This window comes from Rhodococcus sp. P14 (genome assembly GCF_000256505.1).
GTDB lineage: Bacteria > Actinomycetota > Actinomycetes > Mycobacteriales > Mycobacteriaceae > Rhodococcus > Rhodococcus ruber.
Window position 1 is genome coordinate 9,347 of record NZ_AJFC01000289.1, and the last position, 20,296, is coordinate 29,642.

Annotated in this window: 3 protein-coding genes; all 3 read right to left on the bottom strand. The window is 72.8% G+C overall.

The window, feature by feature from the left end:
- Positions 1 to 113: 113 nt before the first annotated feature.
- Entirely contained in the window at positions 114 to 12,209 is a 12,096-nt protein-coding gene (locus tag OEY_RS0120315; RefSeq protein WP_010595613.1) for a non-ribosomal peptide synthetase, read from the bottom strand.
- A gap of 216 nt (positions 12,210 to 12,425) precedes the next feature.
- Positions 12,426 to 19,814, bottom strand: a complete 7,389-nt coding sequence (locus OEY_RS0120320; RefSeq protein ID WP_237713770.1) for a non-ribosomal peptide synthetase — start codon at positions 19,812 to 19,814, stop codon at positions 12,426 to 12,428.
- Between the two features lie 218 nt (positions 19,815 to 20,032).
- The coding region (locus OEY_RS30290) for a hypothetical protein (RefSeq protein WP_010595615.1) at positions 20,033 to 20,296 on the bottom strand (264 nt) is incomplete at its 5' end.

Sequence of the window (20,296 nt, forward strand, 5' to 3'; positions counted from 1 at the left end):
ACACCGTCCCCGGTTCGTCCACCGATTGGACAATTCACTTTCGGCGTCCGACGTGACCTCGGACACAGCGGGCGCGCGCAGGCCACGCCCGCGGAATGCCGCACCCCTACGAGTCAGCGCGCGGCACACCCGCATTCCGGGCAGGAACCGTCCGACGTCCAGCCTGCCAACAGCGGTCCGAGACGAGTACACGCCCTCGGCCCGGTCATCTCCCAGTGCGAGACGGAAAGGTCGTGCCGATGCACCTCGTCCGCGACGTAGGGCGCCCAGTCCCGGCCCGAGTCCGCGTCCGGCCCGGCCTGCGACGCGGCGCCGACGAACAGCATGCGCCCCTCGTACCGGCCCGGAACATGCCCCTCGAGCGCATCGAACGAGCGCTCGATGCTCGTCAGGACGGACGCCGACAGATCCGGGTCGATGTCGTCGGCGAGCACCTCGAGACCGTCCTCGACCCCACCGGGTCCGCCACCGTGGCTCGCATTCAGGGCCACTGCCGCCACCGAGACCGGATCGACCGAGGAGCGCACGGCGTCGGGCAGGGAGGAGTCGAGGAGCACGAGCGAACCGACCTCGAGTCCGGCCCGCTGGAGCTGGACCGCCATCTCGTGCGCGATCACTCCGCCGAGGGACCACCCCACCAGATGGAAGGGACCGTCCGGGTGGACCCGCCGGACCTCCGAGACGTACCGGCCCGCCCAGGACGCGATCGAATCGGGGAGATCCGACTCGCCCGACAGTGCCGGGGACTGCAATCCGTAGACCGGGCGGCCCGGCTCGACGTACCGGGCGAGCGATGCGAAACTCCAGGCGAGCCCGATCACCGGGTGCACGAAGAACACCGGATCGCGCCCCTCGTCGCCCTCGCGCAGCGGCAGCAGCACGGCCAGGGCCGAGTCGGAGCCTCCGCTTGCCGCCGGCTCCTCGTCCGCCGACCGCTCGATCCGGGCCGCCAGGTCGGCCACCGCCGGATGAGCGAACACCCATTCGAGCGGGATCGGACGATCGAGTCGGCGGGTGAGCTCACGGGTCACCCGCACGGCCACGAGGGACGACCCGCCGAGAACGAAGAAGTCGTCGTCGGATCCGACCCGGTCCGCGGCGAGGACGTCCGCGAACACCTGCGCAACCGCGCGCTCGACCGGCGTCGCCGCAGCCCGGTAGGACGCCCGCGCGGGCATCGGCACGGGCAGCGCGCCACGATCGACCTTGCCCGTCGCCCCGACGGGGAGCCGGTCCAGGCGCACGATCGAAGCCGGCACCATGTAGTTCGGCAGTTCGTCCGCGAGCTCGCTGCGTAGGGACGTCGCATCGAAGTCCGATTCGTTCTGTGCAGCAACGACATACGCGACGATCCGCGCGCCGGTCGCCGCGTCCTGATGCACCGTCGCGACCGCGGCCGACACGATGGGCAGGCGCAGCAGCGCGGCCTCGATGTCGCCGAGCTCGATCCGGAATCCGCGAAGCTTGACCTGGGAGTCGCCACGCCCGACGTGCTCGAGGACTCCCTCAGCGGTCCACCGGGCCAGATCGCCGGTGCGGTACAGCCGTCCCCCGGCCCCGAAGGGGTCGGCAACGAACCGGTCCGCGGTCACCCCGGGGCTTCCGCTGTATCCCCGCGCGAGCTGCCGGCCCGCCAGATAGAGCTCACCGGTCACTCCGGTGGGCACGGGGCGCAGCCGCCGGTCGAGTACATAGACGCGGGTGTTCCACTCGGGCACCCCGATCGGCACCTGGTCGGCGTCCGCCGCCGTGACCCGGTGCGCCGTGACCGACACGGCCGCCTCGGTGGGTCCGTACAGGTTGACGAGTTCCGCCCGGCTCGACCGGCGGCACGCCCCGGCGACAGCCCCCGGGAGCGTCTCCCCGATCGAGAGCACCCGTCGCACCGAGGTGGGCAGCTCTCCGCCTGCACCAGAGATCAGGGCGCTCAGCAGGGATGGAACCAGGTACAGCGTCGTGACGGCTTCGCGTTCGACGAGCGCGAGCAGGCGGTCCGGATCGCGGCGGGACTCGGGATCGGCAACCACCAGCCGGCCGCCGCATGTCGTGGCGCCCCAGAACTCCCACACCGACAGGTCGAACGTGGCCACGGTCCGCTGTACCGTCACCTCCCCCGGACCGAACTCGAACTCCGCATGCAGCCAACGCAACTGGTTGACCACCGCGCCGTGGTCCACCGCCACGCCCTTGGGCACACCCGTCGATCCCGACGTGAACAAGATGTAGGCGAGGTTCGCGGGATGCAGCGGCGCAGTCCTGTCCGCGTCGGTCACCGGGGCCGCCGAGTGCTGCGACAGATCCACCCTCGAGACATCGAGAACCCGGACCGGCTCCGGCACCACCTCGCTCGCGACGCCGGCGGATGCCGCGGACACGAGCACCGTCGCCGGCCGCGCCGCCGCGACCATGCGCACCAGCCGTGCGGCCGGAAGCGACGGATCGAGCGGAACGTACGCGCCCCCGGCGGCGGACACCGCGTACATCGCGACGACGAGCTCCACCGATCCGGGAATCAGCAGACCGACCCGGACCTCCGGCCCGACACCCACCGCCACCAGCGCGCGGGCCAGCCGGGCGACGCGGTCGCCGAGCTCACCGTACGTCAACTGCACCCCGTCCCCGACGAGCGCGACCTCGTCCGGGCGTTCGCGTACCTGGCGCCGGAGCAGATCGGGCAAGCAGTCGCCGACCGCACAGTCGCCGCCCGCACGGTCGCCGCCCGGACTGTCGACGCGGGTGTCGTTCGCGGCCTCGAGCAGCGCCTGTCGTTCCCCGTCGACGAGGAGATCGGCGTCGCCGACCGCGCGGTCGGGAGCCGAGACCAGTTCGCCCAGGATCCGGACGAACCGGTCCGCGACGGACGCCGCCGCGTGGCCGTCGAAGAGATCGGTGGCGTACGACAGATGCCCGCCGATCCCCGCCGGCGTCCCGTCCGCCGCGTAGCTGTCACCGACGATCAGGTGCAGGTCGAACTGGGCGATCTCCCCTGTGACGTCGACCCGGGCCGCCGTCAGGCCGGGGAGTTCGAAATCGACCGCTCCGAGGTTCTGGAACGACAGGCCCACCTGGAACAGCGGATGCCGCGCCATGGACCGGGCCGGCGCCAGCGCCTCGACGAGCTGTTCGAACGGGACGTCCGCGTGGGCCAGGGCCTGGAGGTTCTTCTCCCGGGCCTGCGCGAGCAGCGAAGTGAAGGAGGCGGCCGGGTCGACCCGCGTCCGGAACACGAGGGTGTTCACGAACATCCCGATCAGGTCGTCGAGGGCTGCCTCGCCTCGGCCGGCCACCGGGGTGCCCACGGCGACGTCCTCGGTGCCGGACAGCCGGGCCAGCAGCACCGCGAAGGCGGCGTGCACGACGGTGAACGGCGTCGTCCTCGTTGCCGCCGCGAGTGCCGCCACCCTGCCGTGCAGGTCCGCGTCGATCGTGACGGGAACCCGGTCGCCCCGGTAGGACTGAACCGGGGGCCGCGGCCGGGTCGTGGGCACCGGCAACTGGTCGGGCAGACCGGCCAGTTCGTCGGCCCAGAAGGCGAGCTGGCGGGAGACACGCGACGCCGGGTCGGTTTCGCTGCCCAACAGGTCCCGCTGCCACAGGGTGTAGTCCGCGTACTGCACGGGAAGTGGCTGCCACGCAGGTTCGCGGCCCGCCTGGCGCGCGCTGTACGCGTGGGCCAGATCACGGACGAGCGGCGCCACGGAGTATCCGTCCGCTGCGATGTGGTGCACCACGACGAGCAGGACGTGTTCGGCCGGGGACAACCGGAACAGCCGCACGAGGACCGGCACGGACCCGGTGACATCGAACCGGGTCGCCGCCGCCGACCGGACGGCGGCGCGGAGTGCCGGTTCGTCGACGTCCGTCGGGTCCAGGGCGGGCGCACCGGCGCCGGCGGGCAGTATCTGCTGGACCGGCACCCCGTCGACCTCGGGGTAGAAGGTCCGGAGGACCTCGTGGCGGGCGACGACGTCGGCGATCGCCGACTGCAGCGCCGCCCGATCGAGTCGCCCGGTCAGCCGCACAGCCATCGGAATGTTGTAGGCCGCGGCGGTCGCCTCGAACCGGCTGAGGAACCACATCCGCTGCTGGGCGGGCGACAGCGGAATCCGTTCCGGACGCGGCCGGGCGGCCAGGGCGGGCGAGCCGCCGGACCCGATGCGGCGTTCCACGGCTGCCGCCAGCGACTCGATCGTCGACGCCTCGAAGATCACGCGCACGGGGACCGACGCGTGCAGCGCCGCCCCGAGCCGGGCGACGACGCGCGTGGCGATCAGCGAATTCCCGCCGAGCGCGAAGAAGTCGTCGTCGAGACCGAGTCGCTCCGCGCCGAGCACCTCCCCGATCACCGAGGCGACGGTCCTTTCGACCGCGGTGGCGGGCGGGCGGAACTCCCGGACGGCCGGGACGGGTTCGGGCAGGGCTCGGCGATCCACCTTCCCGGAGGTGGTGAGCGGGAGCGTCCCGAGCACGGTCACCACGTCGGGCACCATGTACCGCGGCAGCACGCGTCCCACGGCCGCACGAACGGTGGCACCGTCGACCGCGGCACCGTCCGCCGGCACGACGTACGCGGTGAGCTGCGCACCGTGGGTCCCGTCGTGGACGGTCACGGCGGCCTGCGCGATCTCCGGCTGCGCCAGGAGTGCCGCCTCGATCTCCCCCAGCTCGATTCGCAGGCCGCGCACCTTCACCTGGAAGTCGTTGCGGCCCAGGAATTCGAGGGTTCCGTCCGGCAACCATCGGACCCGGTCGCCGGTGCGGTACATCCGCGCCCCGCCGGGGTGCGCGACGAACCGTTCCGCGGACAGATCCGGTCGGCCGTGGTAGCCACGGGCAAGTTGCACCCCACCGAGATACAGCTCCCCCGGCACCCCGATCGGCACCGGGTTCAGCCGCCCGTCGAGAACGTAGGCGGTGGTGTTGCGGATCGGGTGGCCGATCGGAACGGTGCCGGCATCGCCGCGACGTCCGTCGCACCGCAGCACGGTCGCGGTGACGGTCGCCTCGGTCGGACCGTACGTGTTGTCCAGCAGCGCATCCGAGCGTTCCGCGAATCGTGCCGCGAGCTCGGCGGGCAGCGCCTCGCCACCGACGGACAGATACCTGAGCGTCGCCGGAAGTTCGAGGTCGGGATCCGCGAGGAACAGGGCGAGCATCGTCGGGACGAACTCGAGGATGCCGACGGCCCACTGCCGCGAGAGACGGGCCAGGTAGTCCGGGTCGCGATGGCCTCCCGGTGCCGCGATCACGAGGCGTGCACCGACCTGCAACGGGAAGAACAGCTCCCACACCGACGCGTCGAACGTGACAGGGGTCTTCTGCAGAGCCGTGTCCCCGACGCCGAAGTCGTAGCGTTCACGCATCCAGGTCATCTGGTTGACGACGGCGCCGTGGGTGACGGCTACCCCCTTGGGCCGGCCCGTCGACCCGGAGGTGTAGAGCACGTAGGCGATGTGCGCCTCGTGCGGCGGCGCCAGCCGCTCGTGGTCGGCGAACTCGGTGACCGGCGTCGGTGCGACGTCCGATTCGTCGACCACGAGCACCGGGACGGATCCGGGGAGCGTGCCCCGGTCGTGCGTCGTGGTCAGTACCAGCACCGGCTCGGCGGTGTCGAGGACGTACGCCGTTCGCTCGGCGGGATGCTCCGGGTCGAGCGGCACGTACCCGCCACCGGCCCGGAGCACCGCATAGATGCCGACCATCATCTCGACCGATCGGCTCATGTGGACACCGACCAGGCGCTCGGGACCGACGCCGCACGCGACGAGACGCCGTGCGAGCCGGTCCACCCGGGAGGCGAACTGCGCGTAGGTCAGCGCGGTGTCCTCGAAGACGACTGCCGTCGCGTCCGGGGTGCGCCGCGCCTGCCGGGTGAACGCGTCCAGGACCGACCGGTCGCCGAGCGGCGCAGCCGTCCGGTTCAGCTCGTCGAGCCGGGCGCGTTCCTCCGCCGTGCGCAGGTCGATGCCGCCGACCGCAACGCCCGGATCGGCCGCCGCCACCTCCAGGATCGACACGAGCCTCGCAGCGAACGTCCGCACGGTGCCCTCGTCGAACAGGTCACAGGCGTAGACGACGGACCCGGCTATCCCCTCGCGGCGACCCTGCTCGTCGCGCATCTCGGTCAGGTGGAGCTCGAGGTCGAGTTTGGCGCCGCCCGGGGGCGTTCCGACCGGCGCGATCTGCAGGTCCGGCAGTGCGATCTCGGAGCGGGCGAAGTTGTGCACCACGAGCAGCACCTGGAACAGCGCCGAATGCGCGGTGGACCGGACGGGATCGAGGACCTCCACGAGACGTTCGAGCGGAACGTCGGGGTTGCCGAACGCGGCGAGGTCGACCTCTCGCACGGCGGCGAGGATCTCGGCGAAGGTGGCGTCCGGGTCGATCCGGGTACGCAGCACGAGGGTGTTGCCGAACATCCCCACGAGATCGTCCAGTGCCTCCTCGCCGCGGCCGGCGACCTGTGCCCCGACGGGGATGTCGTCGGTACCGGACAGGCGGGCCAGCAGGACCGCGAGCGCGGCGTGCACGAGCATGAAGAACGTCACCCCGTGGTCCCGCGAGAGCCGATCGAGCCGGGCGGCCGACGACTCGTCCAGTGTGAAGTCGACGCTCGCGCCGCGTCCGGTCTGCACGGCGGGCCGCGGGCGGTCGGTCGGCAGCTCCAGCAGGTCCGGCAGGCCCGCCAGCGCCGTGGTCCAGTAGTGCATCTGACGCGAGAGCAGCGAGTCGGGGTCGTCCTCGGATCCCAGCACATCCTGTTGCCACAGTGCGTAGTCGGCGTACTGGACGGGCAGGGGTTCCCACGCCGGCTCGTCGCCCGCTCTCCGGGCCAGGTACGCGGTGGCCAGGTCCCGGGCCATCGGGGCCCGGGATCCGCCGTCGCCGGCGATGTGGTGGACGACGACGACCAGCACGTGGTCCCGGTCGGTGAGGCGCAGCAGGGCCGCCCGGACGGGTACCGCGGCGGTGACGTCGAAGCCGCGGGAGACGAGTGCGGCGATCCGCGAGGGCAGCTCGTCCTCGGTCACGTCCTGCGGCGCCGGATCGACCGGTACGTCCTCGACCGGCACGATCACCTGGAACGGTCCGGCATCGGAGTCGGGGAAGACGGTGCGCAGCGCCTCGTGCCGGGCGAGCAGGTCGCGCAGTGCCGCCTGCAGGGCGGGCACGTCCAGCTCGCCGGTCAGTCGCAGCACGAGCGGGATGTTGAAGGCGGCGGAGTCCGGGTCGAACCGGTTGAAGAACCACATCCGCCGCTGCGCGAGCGACAGCGGAATCCGCTCGGGGCGCTGCCGGCGCCGCAGGGGCGTCCGGGACGGGACGGCGATGGGGTCCCCCATCCGCGCCGCCAGGGCCGACACCGTGGGCGCCTCGAACAACGTCCGCACCGGCACCCGGACGCCGAGGGCGGCATCGAGCCGCGCGACGACCTGCATCGCGAGCAGCGAGTTGCCGCCGAGCGCGAAGAAGTCGTCGGCGCGGCCGACCCGCTCGAGCCCGAGCACGGCGCCGTACACGTCTGCGACCGCCTGCTCGTCGTCCGTCGCCGGGGCGCAGTACTCGGTCGACTCGGGCTGCGGCACCGGCAGTGCCCGCTTGTCCAGCTTGCCTCCGCCGGTGAGGGGCAGGGCGTCGAGCACGACGACACGGCCGGGCACCATGTGGTGCGGCAGCTTCCCGGCGAGGAACTCGCGCAGGTGTGCAGGGTCGGGCACGGCGCCGGCGGCGCCGACGACGTAACCGACCAGCCTGTCCCCGCCGTGCGGATCGGGGTGCAGCACCGTCGCCGCCTGCGCGACCGACGGATGCCGCTCGAGCGCGGCGTCGATCTCGCCGAGTTCGACCCGGAATCCACGCAGCTTGACCTGGGAGTCGCCGCGCCCGAGGTATTCCAGCTCGGCGACCGCACCGGTGCCGCGCCATCGCACCAGGTCACCGGTTCGGTACATCCGGGTGCCCGGCGTCCCGAACGGATTCGCCACGAACCGCGCGGCCGACAGGCCGCTGCGCCGGTGGTATCCCCGAGCGAGAGCAGTCCCGGCCAGGTACAGCTCGCCCACGACGCCGGTCGGCACCGGCCGCAGCCGGGAGTCGAGCACCAGTGCGGACACTCCCGGGACGGGCCGGCCGACGGTCACCGGACGCCCGGGCTGCAGCCGCGCGAACGAGGAGATGATCGTCGTCTCGGTCGGCCCGTAGCCGTTGAAGTACTTCCGCCCCGGCGCCCACCGTGCCAGCAGGTGCGGCGAGGTCACGTCCCCGCCGACCGATACGGCCTCGAGGCTCTCGAGGCCCGACGGATCGACCGTCCCGAGGACGGCCGGGGTGATGATGGTGTGGCTGACCCGTTCGGCCCGGATCAGTTCCGCCAGTTCCGGCCCGCCGACGATCGTGGACGGCACCACGACCAGCGTCGCACCCTGGGAGAACGCGACCATCCATTCGAGCACCGACGGGTCGAAACTCGGCGAGCACACGTGCAGGAAGCGCGCCCGCGACGTCACGCCGTACAGGGTCACGGCGGTCTCGAGGAGCGGGTCGAGGCCGGCGTGGGTGACCACCACTCCCTTGGGCTGCCCGGTCGACCCCGACGTGTAGATGACGTATGCCGCGTGCTGCGCCGACAGCGGCCGTACGCGCTCGGGCACCCCGGCGGCGGATCGTGCCGCGACGGCCCGCGCGAACTCGGGATCGTCCAGTTCCAGCCGGACCGCGGATCCGGGCAGCGCGGAGGCGTATTCGGTGGAGGTGAGGCACACCGCCGCACCGGAATCGGCGAGCATGTACCGGACCCGGTCCACCGGATAGGACGGGTCCACCGGAAGGTGCGCGGCGCCGGCCTTCGCGACCGCCCACACCCCGAGCACCATCTCGTACGAACGCGGGAACGCCAGGGCCACGACGTCGTCGGGGCCGATGCCGCGTGCGGCCAGCTCCCGCGCGAGCCGCGACGACGACTCGTCGAGTTCGCGGTAGGTGATCGTCCGGTCCCGGTACCGGACGGCCGGCGCCTCGGGGTTGCGAGAGACCGCCGCCGTCAGGATCTCGGCAAGCGTGCGGGCACCGCCCGGCGCGGCGTCCGGGACCCGCGTGAGCCGGGCGGCCTCGTCGCCGGTGAGGAGCGCGAGGTCGCCGACCGGCACGGCCGGCTCCGCCACGGCGCCGGCCAGCAACCGCACGAACCGTCGCGCGAATCCGGCCACCGTCTCGTCGTCGAACAGATCCCGGGCGAAGACGAGCTCCGCCGACATTCCCGCCGGTTCCCCGTCGAGGTCCGTGTGCTCGCGCAGGGTCAGCGACAGGTCGAACTTCGCGGTGGTCACCTCGAACGGCACCGCCGCCAGGCTCAGGCCCGGCAGCTCGAGCCCCGCCGGGGGCAGGTTCTCGAGTGCGAGGGCCACCTGGAACAGCGGGTGCCGCGCGGTCGAACGCTCCGGCGCGAGCAGTTCCACCACCCGCTCGAAGGGGATCTCCGCGTGGGCGAACGCCTCGAGGTCGCTGTCGCGGACTCGTGCGAGGTGGTCCGCGAACCCGGAACCGGGATCGATCCGGGTCCGCAACACCAGGGTGTTGACGAACATGCCGACCATCTCGTCCAGCGCGGCGTCACCGCGGCCGGCGACCGCGGTACCCACGGCGATGTCGTGCGACGACGACATCCGGGCGAGGAACACCGCGAGTGCGGTGTGCAGGACCATGAACAGGGTCGACCCGTTCTGCCGCGCCAGTTCCGCGGCCCGCCGATGCGTCGGAGCATCGATGGCGAAGGCGATCCGGCCGCCGGCGAAGGACTGCACCGGGGGGCGGGCGCGGTCGGTCGGCAGGTGCAACTCCTCGGGCAGATCCGCGAGGACCCGCTGCCAGTACCGCGCCTGCGCCGCGAGTGGACTGCCGGCGTCCCCCTCCGATCCGAGCGCCTCGCGCTGCCACAGCGCGAAGTCCGCGTACTGCAGCGGCAGCGGCTCCCATCCGGGTTCCCCGCCGGCGGCACGCGCGGCATACGCGGTCATCAGATCTCGGGTCAGCGGCGCCATCGACCAACCGTCGGCGCTGATGTGGTGTGCCACGAACACGAGCACGTGCTCGTCGTCCGCGACGCGGAACAGCCGCACCCGGAACGGCACTTCGGCGGTCACGTCGAAACCGGTGGCCACCGCGTCGGCGATCCGGTCCGCCAGATCCGTCGGCCGCACCGACTCCGACACCCAGTCGGGCGTGTACCCGGCGACGGGAACGATCGCCTGGTACGGCAGCCCGTCCCGCTCCGGATACCGGGTCCGCAGGACCTCGTGCCGGGTTGCGATGTCGTACACGGACTCTCGCAGGGCACCGACGTCGAGTCGGCCCGTCAGCCGGATCGCCACCGGGATGTTGTCGGCCGCGGAGGTCGGATCGAACCGATTGAGGAACCACATCCGCTGCTGCGCGAACGACAGCGGCACGTGGTCCGGACGCTCCCGCGGCGTCAACGGAACCGACTGGGCCGCAAGGCTACCCGACTCCAGGTGCGCCGCCAACGCGGCCACGGTCGGCGCCGCGAACACCACCGGCACCGGCACCCGGGTCTCCAGGGCGGCGCCCAGGCGCGCCACCAACCGGGTCGCCAGCAGGGAATTCCCACCCAGCTCGAGGAAGGAATCGTCCAGTCCGACGCGCTCGCGGCCGAGCACCTCGGCGAACACCGACGCGACGGTCTCCTCGACCGGGGTGCGCGGCGCCCGGTATTCCCGTTGGGCGAACACCGGTTCGGGCAGCGCCGCCCGATCGAGCTTGCCCACCGGCGTGAGCGGCACCGCGTCGAGCACCGTCACCAGGGCAGGCACCATGTGGGCGGGCAACGTCTCGGCCAGCCCGGCGAGCACCGCCGGCACCTCCAGCCGGGTTCCGGCCGCCGGCAGCACGTACGAGACCAGTGCCGCCTCCCCGGACGGCAGCACCTTCCCGAGGGTCGCCGCGAACTCGATGTCGGGCCGCGCCGTCAGCGCGGCGTCGATCTCTCCCAGTTCCACCCGGAACCCGCGGATCTTGACCTGGAAATCGCTGCGCCCGAGGTACTCGATCGGACCGTCGGCCGCGCGGCGGACCAGGTCCCCCGTCCGGTACATCCGGGTTCCCGGATCCGACCCGAACGGATCGGCCACGAACCGCTCCGCCGTCAGCCCCGGTCGACGGTGGTAGCCGCGCGCGACCTGAGCGCCGGCCAGATACAGCTCACCGACCACCCCCGGCGGCACCGGCCGCAACCGGCCGTCGAGGACGTACGCTCCCACACCCGGGATCGGGGTGCCGATCGTGATCGGCTCGCCGGTCACCAGCGGCGCGCTGCTGGTGGCCAGGATCGTCGCCTCCGTAGGCCCGTACGCGTTGAAGAACCGCCGGCCGGGAGCCGACCAGCGGTTCACCAGTTCCGGTCCGAACGCCTCCCCGGCTGCCACCACGACCCGCAGGTCCGTCAGCCCCGCGGGATCCACCGAGCTCAGCGCCGCCGGGGTGATGAACACGTGCGTCACCGCAGCGGCAGCCAGGACGTCGGCCAGGTCGGCGCCGCCGCCCACCGATGCCGGCGCCACCACGACCGTCGCACCCGCGGAGAATCCGGTCAGCAACTCGAGCAGGGAGACGTCGAAGCTCGGCGAGCACACGTGCAGCACCCGCGCGTCCGCATCGACCTCGTAGTGCCCGCGCTCGGCGGAGATCACGCCGGCGATGCCGGCGTGCGTGACCGCCACCCCCTTGGGGCGGCCCGTGGAGCCGGACGTGTAGATCATCCACGCGATGTCGAGGCCCTCGAGCGCGCGTGTCCGGTCGGCGTACGAGATCGGATGCCCGGGCAACTGTCGGACCTGCCCGGCCGTCGCCGCGTCGTCGAGCCGCACCTGTTCGACCCCGGCGGGCACGGCGGCGGAGAAGTCGTTCACCGTCAGGCACAGGGCCGCGCCGGAGTCGGCCAGCATGAACTCCACCCGCTCGAACGGGTAGCGCGGATCGACGGGGACGAACGTCGCCCCCGACTTCGCCACCGCCCACAGCGCGAGCACCGACTCCAGGGAACGAGGTATCGCCACCGCGACCGCATCCCCCGGCCCGACGCCGCGACCGATCAGCCACCGTGCCCACCGCGACGACGTCTCGTCCAGTTCCCGGTACGACAGGGAGCCGCCCCCGGCGGCGCACACCACCGCCGGGTGGTCGCCGCGCTGTTCCACCGCAGACGTCAGCAGAGTCGGCAGCGGTGCCACGCGCGCGGCCCGGCTACGCGAACGGCCTGGTTCCCGGCGCCGCACCCCCGACTCCCGCCTCACGCGCCCGGACCTCGCTCTGCCCGGACCGGGCTCCTGCGTTGCACTACGGAACAGCTCCTTCCACGCGCGGGAAGAGAATGGAGAACTCGTCCCGCCCGCAGGCAATCTACCGGCCGGTATTCAGTTCCGCATACTCCACGGGTCGACGGCGGCCACTGTCGCCCACTCGTCACCCGCTGCGGCGGACCCCGCAGGAACCTCGTCGCGGTCGGTGACGACCACGACCCGAAGGTCCTCGGCCGGCGCGTCGTTCAATGCCTCTACCTGCGACGACGCGACGAACGCGTGGGTCACCCACTCGTCGGCCACCACGGCGGCGAGGTCGGCGTCCGGCTCGGGCACCACCACCACCGCACCGGCGATCCCGGCCGCCAGGATCGCGAAGACGCGCCACTGCTCCGCCGTACCGTCGCACACCAGCAACCGTGACTCGTAGTCCAGCTTCCCCGCCGCCCCTCCGCCGCGGGCGAGGGCGACCAGTTCGCCGTGGTCGACCACACGGCCGGCCACCCACAGCGCGGGGTGCTGCGGCTGCAGGACCCGGACCCGCTCCGAGTAGTCGACCGGACGGGCGGACAGCGCCGCCACGGTGGCCACCGTCGCCGGCTCGTCGAGGTACAGCCAGCGCGCAGCGGCGGAGGGCCGGACGTCCGCCCCGTGCGTCGCCAACCCGAGCCCGGGTGTCTGCGCGGCCGTGGAGCCGGAGACAGCAGGCACGATCGCGGCGCCCGCCTTGGTGATCGCCCAGAGCGCGATGACCAGTTCCGGCCCGGCCGGCGCGGCGACCGCGACACCGTCGCCGGGCCCGACACCCTGGGCGATGAGATACCGGGCCCACTGCGACGACCGGCGCTCGAGCTCGAGATAGGTGACCTCGGCACCGTCCGCGACGAACGCCGGGGCCTCCGGGTCGGACTCCACCGCGACCTGCCACTCCTGCGGCACGGTCCGCTCGACCCGGTCGGGGGCCGCCACCGGCTCGGGCTCGATGTCGGCGGGCGCCGAGCGCTCGGTCTCGGTCCGGATGTCGATGTCTCCGACCACGGCCCGAGGGCTCTCCGCGACGGCGCGCAGGACGGTCAGGAAACGTTCGGCGAAGGTGGCGACGGTGCCGGCGTCGAACAGGTCCACGGCATAGGTGAACCCGACGTGCATGCCGGCGGCCGTCCCGCCCGGGTGCTCGCGCGGATCGACCGTCACCTGCAGGTCGAACTTGGCGGCGAGTTCGCCGCCGTCGAGCGCCTCGACGGTGAGATCCGGCAGTTCGAGCCGCGCTGCCTCGGTGTTCTGGAACGACAGCACCGTCTGGAAGACCGGATGCCGGGCCGGGGAGCGCGCGGCGACCACGTCGTCGACCACCCGCTCGAACGGCACGTCGGCGTGACCGAACGCCTCGAGGTCGACCGCGCGGGCCCGGTCGAGCAACTCGGCGAAGGACGCCGCCGGGTCCACGTCCGTACGCAGCGCAAGGGTGTTGACGAACATCCCGACCAGGTCGTCGAGGCGCCGGTCGCCGCGGCCCGCGACCGGCGTGCCGACGACGATGTCGTGAGTGCCGCTGAGGCGGGCCAGCAGCACCGCGAGGGCCGCGTGGACCACCATGAACAGCGACGCCCGGTGCGCGAGCGCAAGCGCGTCGAGCCGCTGCCGGATCTGCTCGTCGACCTGCACGGCCACCGTGCCGCCGCGCAGCGACGGCTGCGGCGGCCGCGGCCGGTCCGTGGGCAGATCGAGGAGCTCGGGCACGCCCGTCAGGCGGGAACGCCAGTAGGCGAGCTGGGCACCGGCCGGGGACTGCGCGTCGTCGGCGTCGCCGAGGACCCGGCGTTGCCAGAGCGCATAGTCGGCGTACTGCACCTCGAGCGGCGCCCAGGCGGGAGCATCTCCGGACAACCGCGCCGCGTACGCGGTCATCAGGTCCCGCGCCAGCGGCGCCAGCGACGCACCGTCGGCGGAGATGTGGTGGACGACGAGAGCGAGCACGTGGTCGTCGGCGCCGACCGAGACGATCCGGCCGCGCACCGGCACCTGCGACGAGACGTCGAACCCTTCGGCAGCGAGGGCGACGACCTCGGCGAGCGCCTCCTGCTCGGATGCGGCCTCGACCGGCACCACCGCGGGCACGACGGCGTCGGCGTCGAGGATGCGCTGGTAGGGCCCCGTCTCGTCCTGCGGGTACAGGGTGCGCAGCGACTCGTGCCGGTCGATCACGTCGCGCACGGCCGCGGTGAGCGCCGCGGTGTCGAGGCGGCCGCGCAGCCGGATCGCGAGCGGGATGTTGTAGCTCGCGGAGGCGGGGTCGAGCTGGTTGAGCACCCACATGCGCTGCTGGGCGAGGGAGAGCGGCACCCGGTCGGGGCGGGACCCGGCGGTCAGCGCGGGCCGGGCCACCGATTCCGCGTGTGCGTCGGCCCGGGCGGCGAGTTCGGCCACCGTCGGCGCCTCGAACAGCTCACGGATCGCCAGGGCGGTTCCCAGCGACTCGTTGACCCGCGCGATCACCCGCGTCGCGATGAGCGAGTTGCCGCCGAGGTCGAAGAACGAGTCGTCCGCCCCGGCTCCCTCGACGCCGAGCACGTCGGCGAAGACCTGTGCGACGACGTGTTCGGCGTCGGTGACCGGCTCGCGGCGCGTGCCCGCGGTGGTGGTCGCCCGGGGCACCGGCAGGGCGCGCCGGTCGAGCTTGCCGTTGACGGTGAGGGGCAGCTCGTCGAGAACGACCACGACGTCCGGAACCATGTATCCGGTGAGGAAGGCGCCGAGCTGCTCGCGCACGCGGGCCACGTCGAGGTCCTCCCCGGCGCGGGGCACCACGTATGCGACCAGCCGATCGCCGAGACCGTCGTCGCGGACCACCGCGACCGCCTGGGCCACCCCGTCGGCACGCACCAGCGCCGCCTCGACCTCGCCGAGTTCGATGCGGAATCCCCGCAACTGCACCTGCGCGTCGCTGCGCCCCGCGTACTCGAGCTCACCGTCGGCGTTCCACCGGGCGACGTCGCCGGTGCGGTAGAGCCGGCCCGACCCGAACGGGTCGGCGACGAACCGGGCGGCGGTCAGCCCCGGACGACCGAGGTAGCCACGCGAGAGCTGATCGCCCGAGACGTACACCTCGCCCGGCACGCCCACCGGGACGGGCTGCAGCAGCCGGTCGAGCACCCGCAGCCGCAGACCCGGCAGCGAGCGGCCGATCCGGCTGGCGGCACCGGCGCGGGCGTCGCCGCGGTCGAGGGCCCGGAACGACACGTGGACCGTGGTCTCGGTGATGCCGTACATGTTGACCAGGGTCGGGGCCACGGGCCGGCGCCCGTACCAGCCCTCGAGCCTGCCGAGGTCGAGGGCCTCGCCGCCGAACACGACGTAGCGCAGGGCGAGCGGACCGGCGTCGGGGCGCTCCACCGACGCCACCCGGTCGGCCTCGTCGAGCTGGAGGAACGCCGAGGGGGTCTGGTTCAGCACGGTGACCCGCTCGGCCCGCAGCAGCTCGAGGAACTGCTCGGGCGAGCGCGACGTGAGGTAGTCGACGACGACGAGCCGGCCGCCGTACAGGAGCGGTCCCCACAGCTCCCACACCGTGAAGTCGAACGCGTAGGAGTGGAACAGCGTCCACACGTCGTCGGAGCCGAACCCGAACAGCGGTTCGGCGTTGGCGAACAGGGTCAGCACGTTGCGGTGGGTGACCGCGACGCCTTTCGGGCGGCCCGTCGAGCCGGAGGTGTAGATGACGTACGCACGGTTGTCCGCGCGCAGCGGCGCGATCCGCTCGGCGTCGGTGACCGGCCCGCTCGGCGCGTGCGGGTCGTCGTCCTCGACGTGCACCCGTGGCAGGCCGAGGTCCGGCAGGACACCGCCTGCGTCGGTGAGGAGGCAGCGCGGCCGGGAGTCCTCGAGCATGTACCGCAGCCGCTCGGCGGGGTAGGGGGGGTCGATGGGCAGATACGCGGCACCCGACTTGAGTACCGCCAGCAGTGCCACGATCAGGTCGGCCGACCGGGGCAGCGCGACGGCCACGAGCTCGTCCGGGCCCGCTCCGGCCGCGACGAGCCGCCGGGCCAGGCGGTTGGCCCGCGCGTCGAGCTCGGCGAACGTGAGGGTGCGTCCGGCGAACGTGACGGCCGGGGCGTCGGGGCTGCGGCGGACGACGGACTCGAAGCGGTCGACGAGGGTCGCCTCGGCAGGCACCGGGGCGCCGGGTCCGAGGCTGCTCCACTCGGTGAGGATCCGCTCGGCCTCGGCGTCGCCGAGGAACGGCAGCGTGCCGATCGGGGTGGCGGCGGACGTGGCGACGCCCCGCAGGATCCGGGTGAATCGGTCGGCGAAGGACGTCATCGTGGGGGCGTCGAAAAGGTCGGTGGCGTAGGTGAGTTCGACCGTCATCCCGCCCGGCGCGTCGCGGTCCGAGACCTGCTCGGCGACGGTGACCTGAAGGTCGAACTTCGCGATCGCCGTGTCGAATTCGACGCCGGAGATGCGCAGATCCGGCAGCTCGAGAGCGGACTGCGGCAGGTTCTGGAACGTGAGCATCACCTGGAACAGCGGGTGCCGGGCCTGCGAGCGGGGCGGGTCGAGCACCTCGACGAGGCGTTCGAACGGCACGTCTGCGTTCGCGAATGCCTCGAGGTCGGTGCCCCGCACCCGGGCGAGCAGGTCGGCGAACGACTCACCGGACACGACGGCGGTGCGCAGCACCAGGGTGTTGACGAACATGCCGATCACGTCGTCCAGAGCAGCCTCGCCGCGGCCCGCGACGGGGGTGCCGACGGCGATGTCGTCGGTGCCGGACAGGCGGGCCAGCAGCACGGCCAGCGCGGTGTGCACCACCATGAACACACTCGCGTTGTGGGTGCGGGCCAGCTCGGCGAGCGCGGCGTGCACTTCCTCGTCGATCGGGAAGCGAAGGGCGGCACCGCGATTGGAGGCGACGGCGGGGCGGGGACGATCGGCCGGGAGGCCGAGCTCCTCCGGCAGGTCCGCGAGCTGCGCGCGCCAGTAGGCGAGCTGCCGGGACAGCACCGACTCGGGATCGTCCTCGTCACCGAGCACCTCCCGCTGCCAGAGTGCATAGTCGGCGTACTGAACCGACAACGGCGGCAACGGGTTCGGCTCGTTGCGGGTACGCGCCCGATAGGAGGCGACGATGTCACGGGTCAGCGGCGTCATGGAGAAGCCGTCGCCGGAGATGTGGTGCACGACGAAGACGAGTACGTGCTCCTCAGCCGAGATCCGCAGCAGGGCGACGCGCCACGGCACGGCGGCGGTGACGTCGAACCCGGTGCCGACCAGTTCGAGGACCCGGGCGGGAACGTCCTCGATCTCGACGTCGACGGGCGTGAGATCCGGGACGGCCTCGGCCGCCGGCAGCACCACCTGGTAGCCGTCGCCGTCGATCTCCGGATACACGGTCCGCAGCGACTCGTGCCGGGCGACGAGGTCGGCGACCGCCCCCTGCAGGGCATCGACGTCGAGGTGTCCCGCGAGCCGGATCGCGACGGGGATGTTGTCGACCGCCGACTCGGGCGCGAAGCGGTTCAGGAACCACATCCGCTGCTGGGCGAGCGACAACGGGACCTGCTCGGGGCGGTCGCGGGCGACGAGCGGCAGGGCCCCGGAACCGGCCTGCGCCTCGAGCCGGTCGGCGAGGGCCTGCACCGTCGGGGCCTCGAACACCAGCGGCACCGGCACCCGGGTGTCGAGGACGGCGCCGAGCCGGGCGACGAGCCGGGTGGCGACGAGCGAGTTGCCACCGAGGTCGAGGAAGGAATCGTCGAGGCCGACTCGCTCGACGCCGAGGACGTCGGCGAAGACGTCGGCGACGGCCTGCTCGGTCGGGGTCTGCGGCGCCCGGTACTCGCGGACCGCGAAGACGGGGTCGGGAAGGGCCGCGCGGTCGAGCTTGCCGACGGGGTTGAGCGGCACCTCGGGGATGGGGACGACTGCCGCCGGCAGCATGTAGTCGGGCAGGAAGCCGGCCGCGAATTCGACGAGCGCACCGGTGTCGAGGTCCGCGGCCGCACCTGCCGGTACGACGTAGGAGACGAGCGCGGTCTCCCCGGACGGCAGCGGGCGGCCCACGGTGGTGGCGAACTCGACGTCCGGGTGCCGGACGAGGACCGCGTCGATCTCGGTGAGTTCGATGCGGTAGCCGCGGATCTTGACCTGGAAGTCGGAGCGGCCGAGGTACTCGATCGCACCGCCCTCGTCGCGGCGCACGAGGTCGCCGGTGCGGTACATGCGCGCCCCGCCGTCGGCGAACGGGTTGGCGACGAACCGGTCGGCGGTCAGACCCGGCCGGGCGTGGTATCCGAGCGCGAGCTGTGCGCCCGCCAGGTACAGCTCGCCGGTGACACCGGCGGGGACCGGCCGCAGGTGGGTGTCGAGCACGTAGGCGCCCACGCCGGGGATCGGGGTGCCGATGCGGATCGGCTCACCCGGGTGCAGGGCGGCGCTGCTGACCGCGAGGATGGTCGCCTCGGTCGGGCCGTAGCCGTTGAAGAAGTCGCGGTGGGGTGCGGCCCACCGTTCGACGAGATCGGGTCCGAAGCTCTCCCCCGCCACCACGACCACGCGCAGGTCGTCGAGTCCCCGAGGGTCCACCGACCCGAGGGCGGCGGGGGTGATGAACGTGTGGGTGACGCGCTCGGCCGCGAGCAGCTCCGAGAGGTCCGCGCCGCCGACGATCGTCGGCGGCGAGACCACGAGGGTCGCGCCCGCGCCGAAGGTGGCCAGCAGCTCGAGCATCGACACGTCGAAGCTGGGCGAGCAGATGTGCAGCACCCGGGCGTCCGCGGTGACCCGGTAGTGCTCACGCTCCGCGGTGATCAGCGAGCCGATGCCGCTGTGCGGGACGGAGACGCCCTTGGGCAGGCCCGTCGACCCGGAGGTGTAGATCATCCACGCCGGATGCAGCTCCGACAGGGGGCGGAGCCGGTCGGCGTACGACACCGGGTGGCTGGGGCGGGACGCGATGTCGGCGGCCACGGCGGGATCGTCGAGCGCGGTCCACTGCGTCGATCCCGGGAGAGCGCCGGCGAAGGCGGCCAGGGTCAGTCCGACGGCCGCACCCGAGTCGGACACCATGTGCTGAACCCGCTCGGCGGGGTACTTCGGATCCACGGGCAGGAAGGTCGCGCCCGACTTGGCGACCGCCCAGACGGACAGGACGGACTCCACCGAGCGCGGCACGGCAACGGCCACCACGTCGCCGGGCCCGATGCCCCGGGCGATCAGCACTCGCGCCAGCTGCGACGACCTCGCGTCCAACTCCCGGTACGTGAGGCCCGTTCCGCCGGGCGTGACGACCGCCGGATGGTCGCCGCGTTCCTCCACGGTCGACGCCAGCAGCTGGGGCAGCAGTGCCACCTGGGTGCGGGCACGCGCGCCGCGCTGGGGGCGGGCCGGCGCCGGTCGGCGGCTGCGGGCAGGGCGTTCGCGGTGCCTCCCGGCGGACGGCTCCGGAGCGATCGCCGGATCGCTCTCGCCCGGACTGCCGTCGTGTCGAGAAGACCGCATGTAGGTGCCCACATCCTTCGCTTCGATTCCGTTGCCAGCACGCGCGAACGATCAAGCATAGTCACTGCGCCCGGCGTCCTCGGCGGGACCGTACCGGCCGGTAGCCGCCACCCGTTCATCCACCGAGACGCCCGCGACGTTACCTTTACGGGCCCCACCTGCCCGAACGTGGTGGGGCTCCCCTCGACCGAAGGGAGCCCCACCACGCCGGCACGGCGTCAGACGACGACGACCCGATGTGCCGCGCGCCACCGCTCGAGCAACTCGTCCGGTGCGCGGTCGACGACGACCACCACCGCCAGATCCTCGAGTCCCCCGGGTTCGAGGGTGTCGAGCGCGTCGGCGGTCAGGTGGGCGTGGGTGACCCACTCGTCGTACAGGGCCGCGTCGAGGGCCTCCCCCGAGTCGGCGCCCTCCGGCACCACGACGACGGTCGCGCCGGTCGCCGTGACCAGCAGCGGCTCCCGGGCCCCCCCCCCCCC

Bases quoted from the DNA above. Each gene is read 5' to 3' on its own strand.
- OEY_RS0120320 (WP_237713770.1), bottom strand. From the start codon at position 19,814: ATGCGGTCTTCTCGACACGACGGCAGTCCGGGCGAGAGCGATCCGGCG.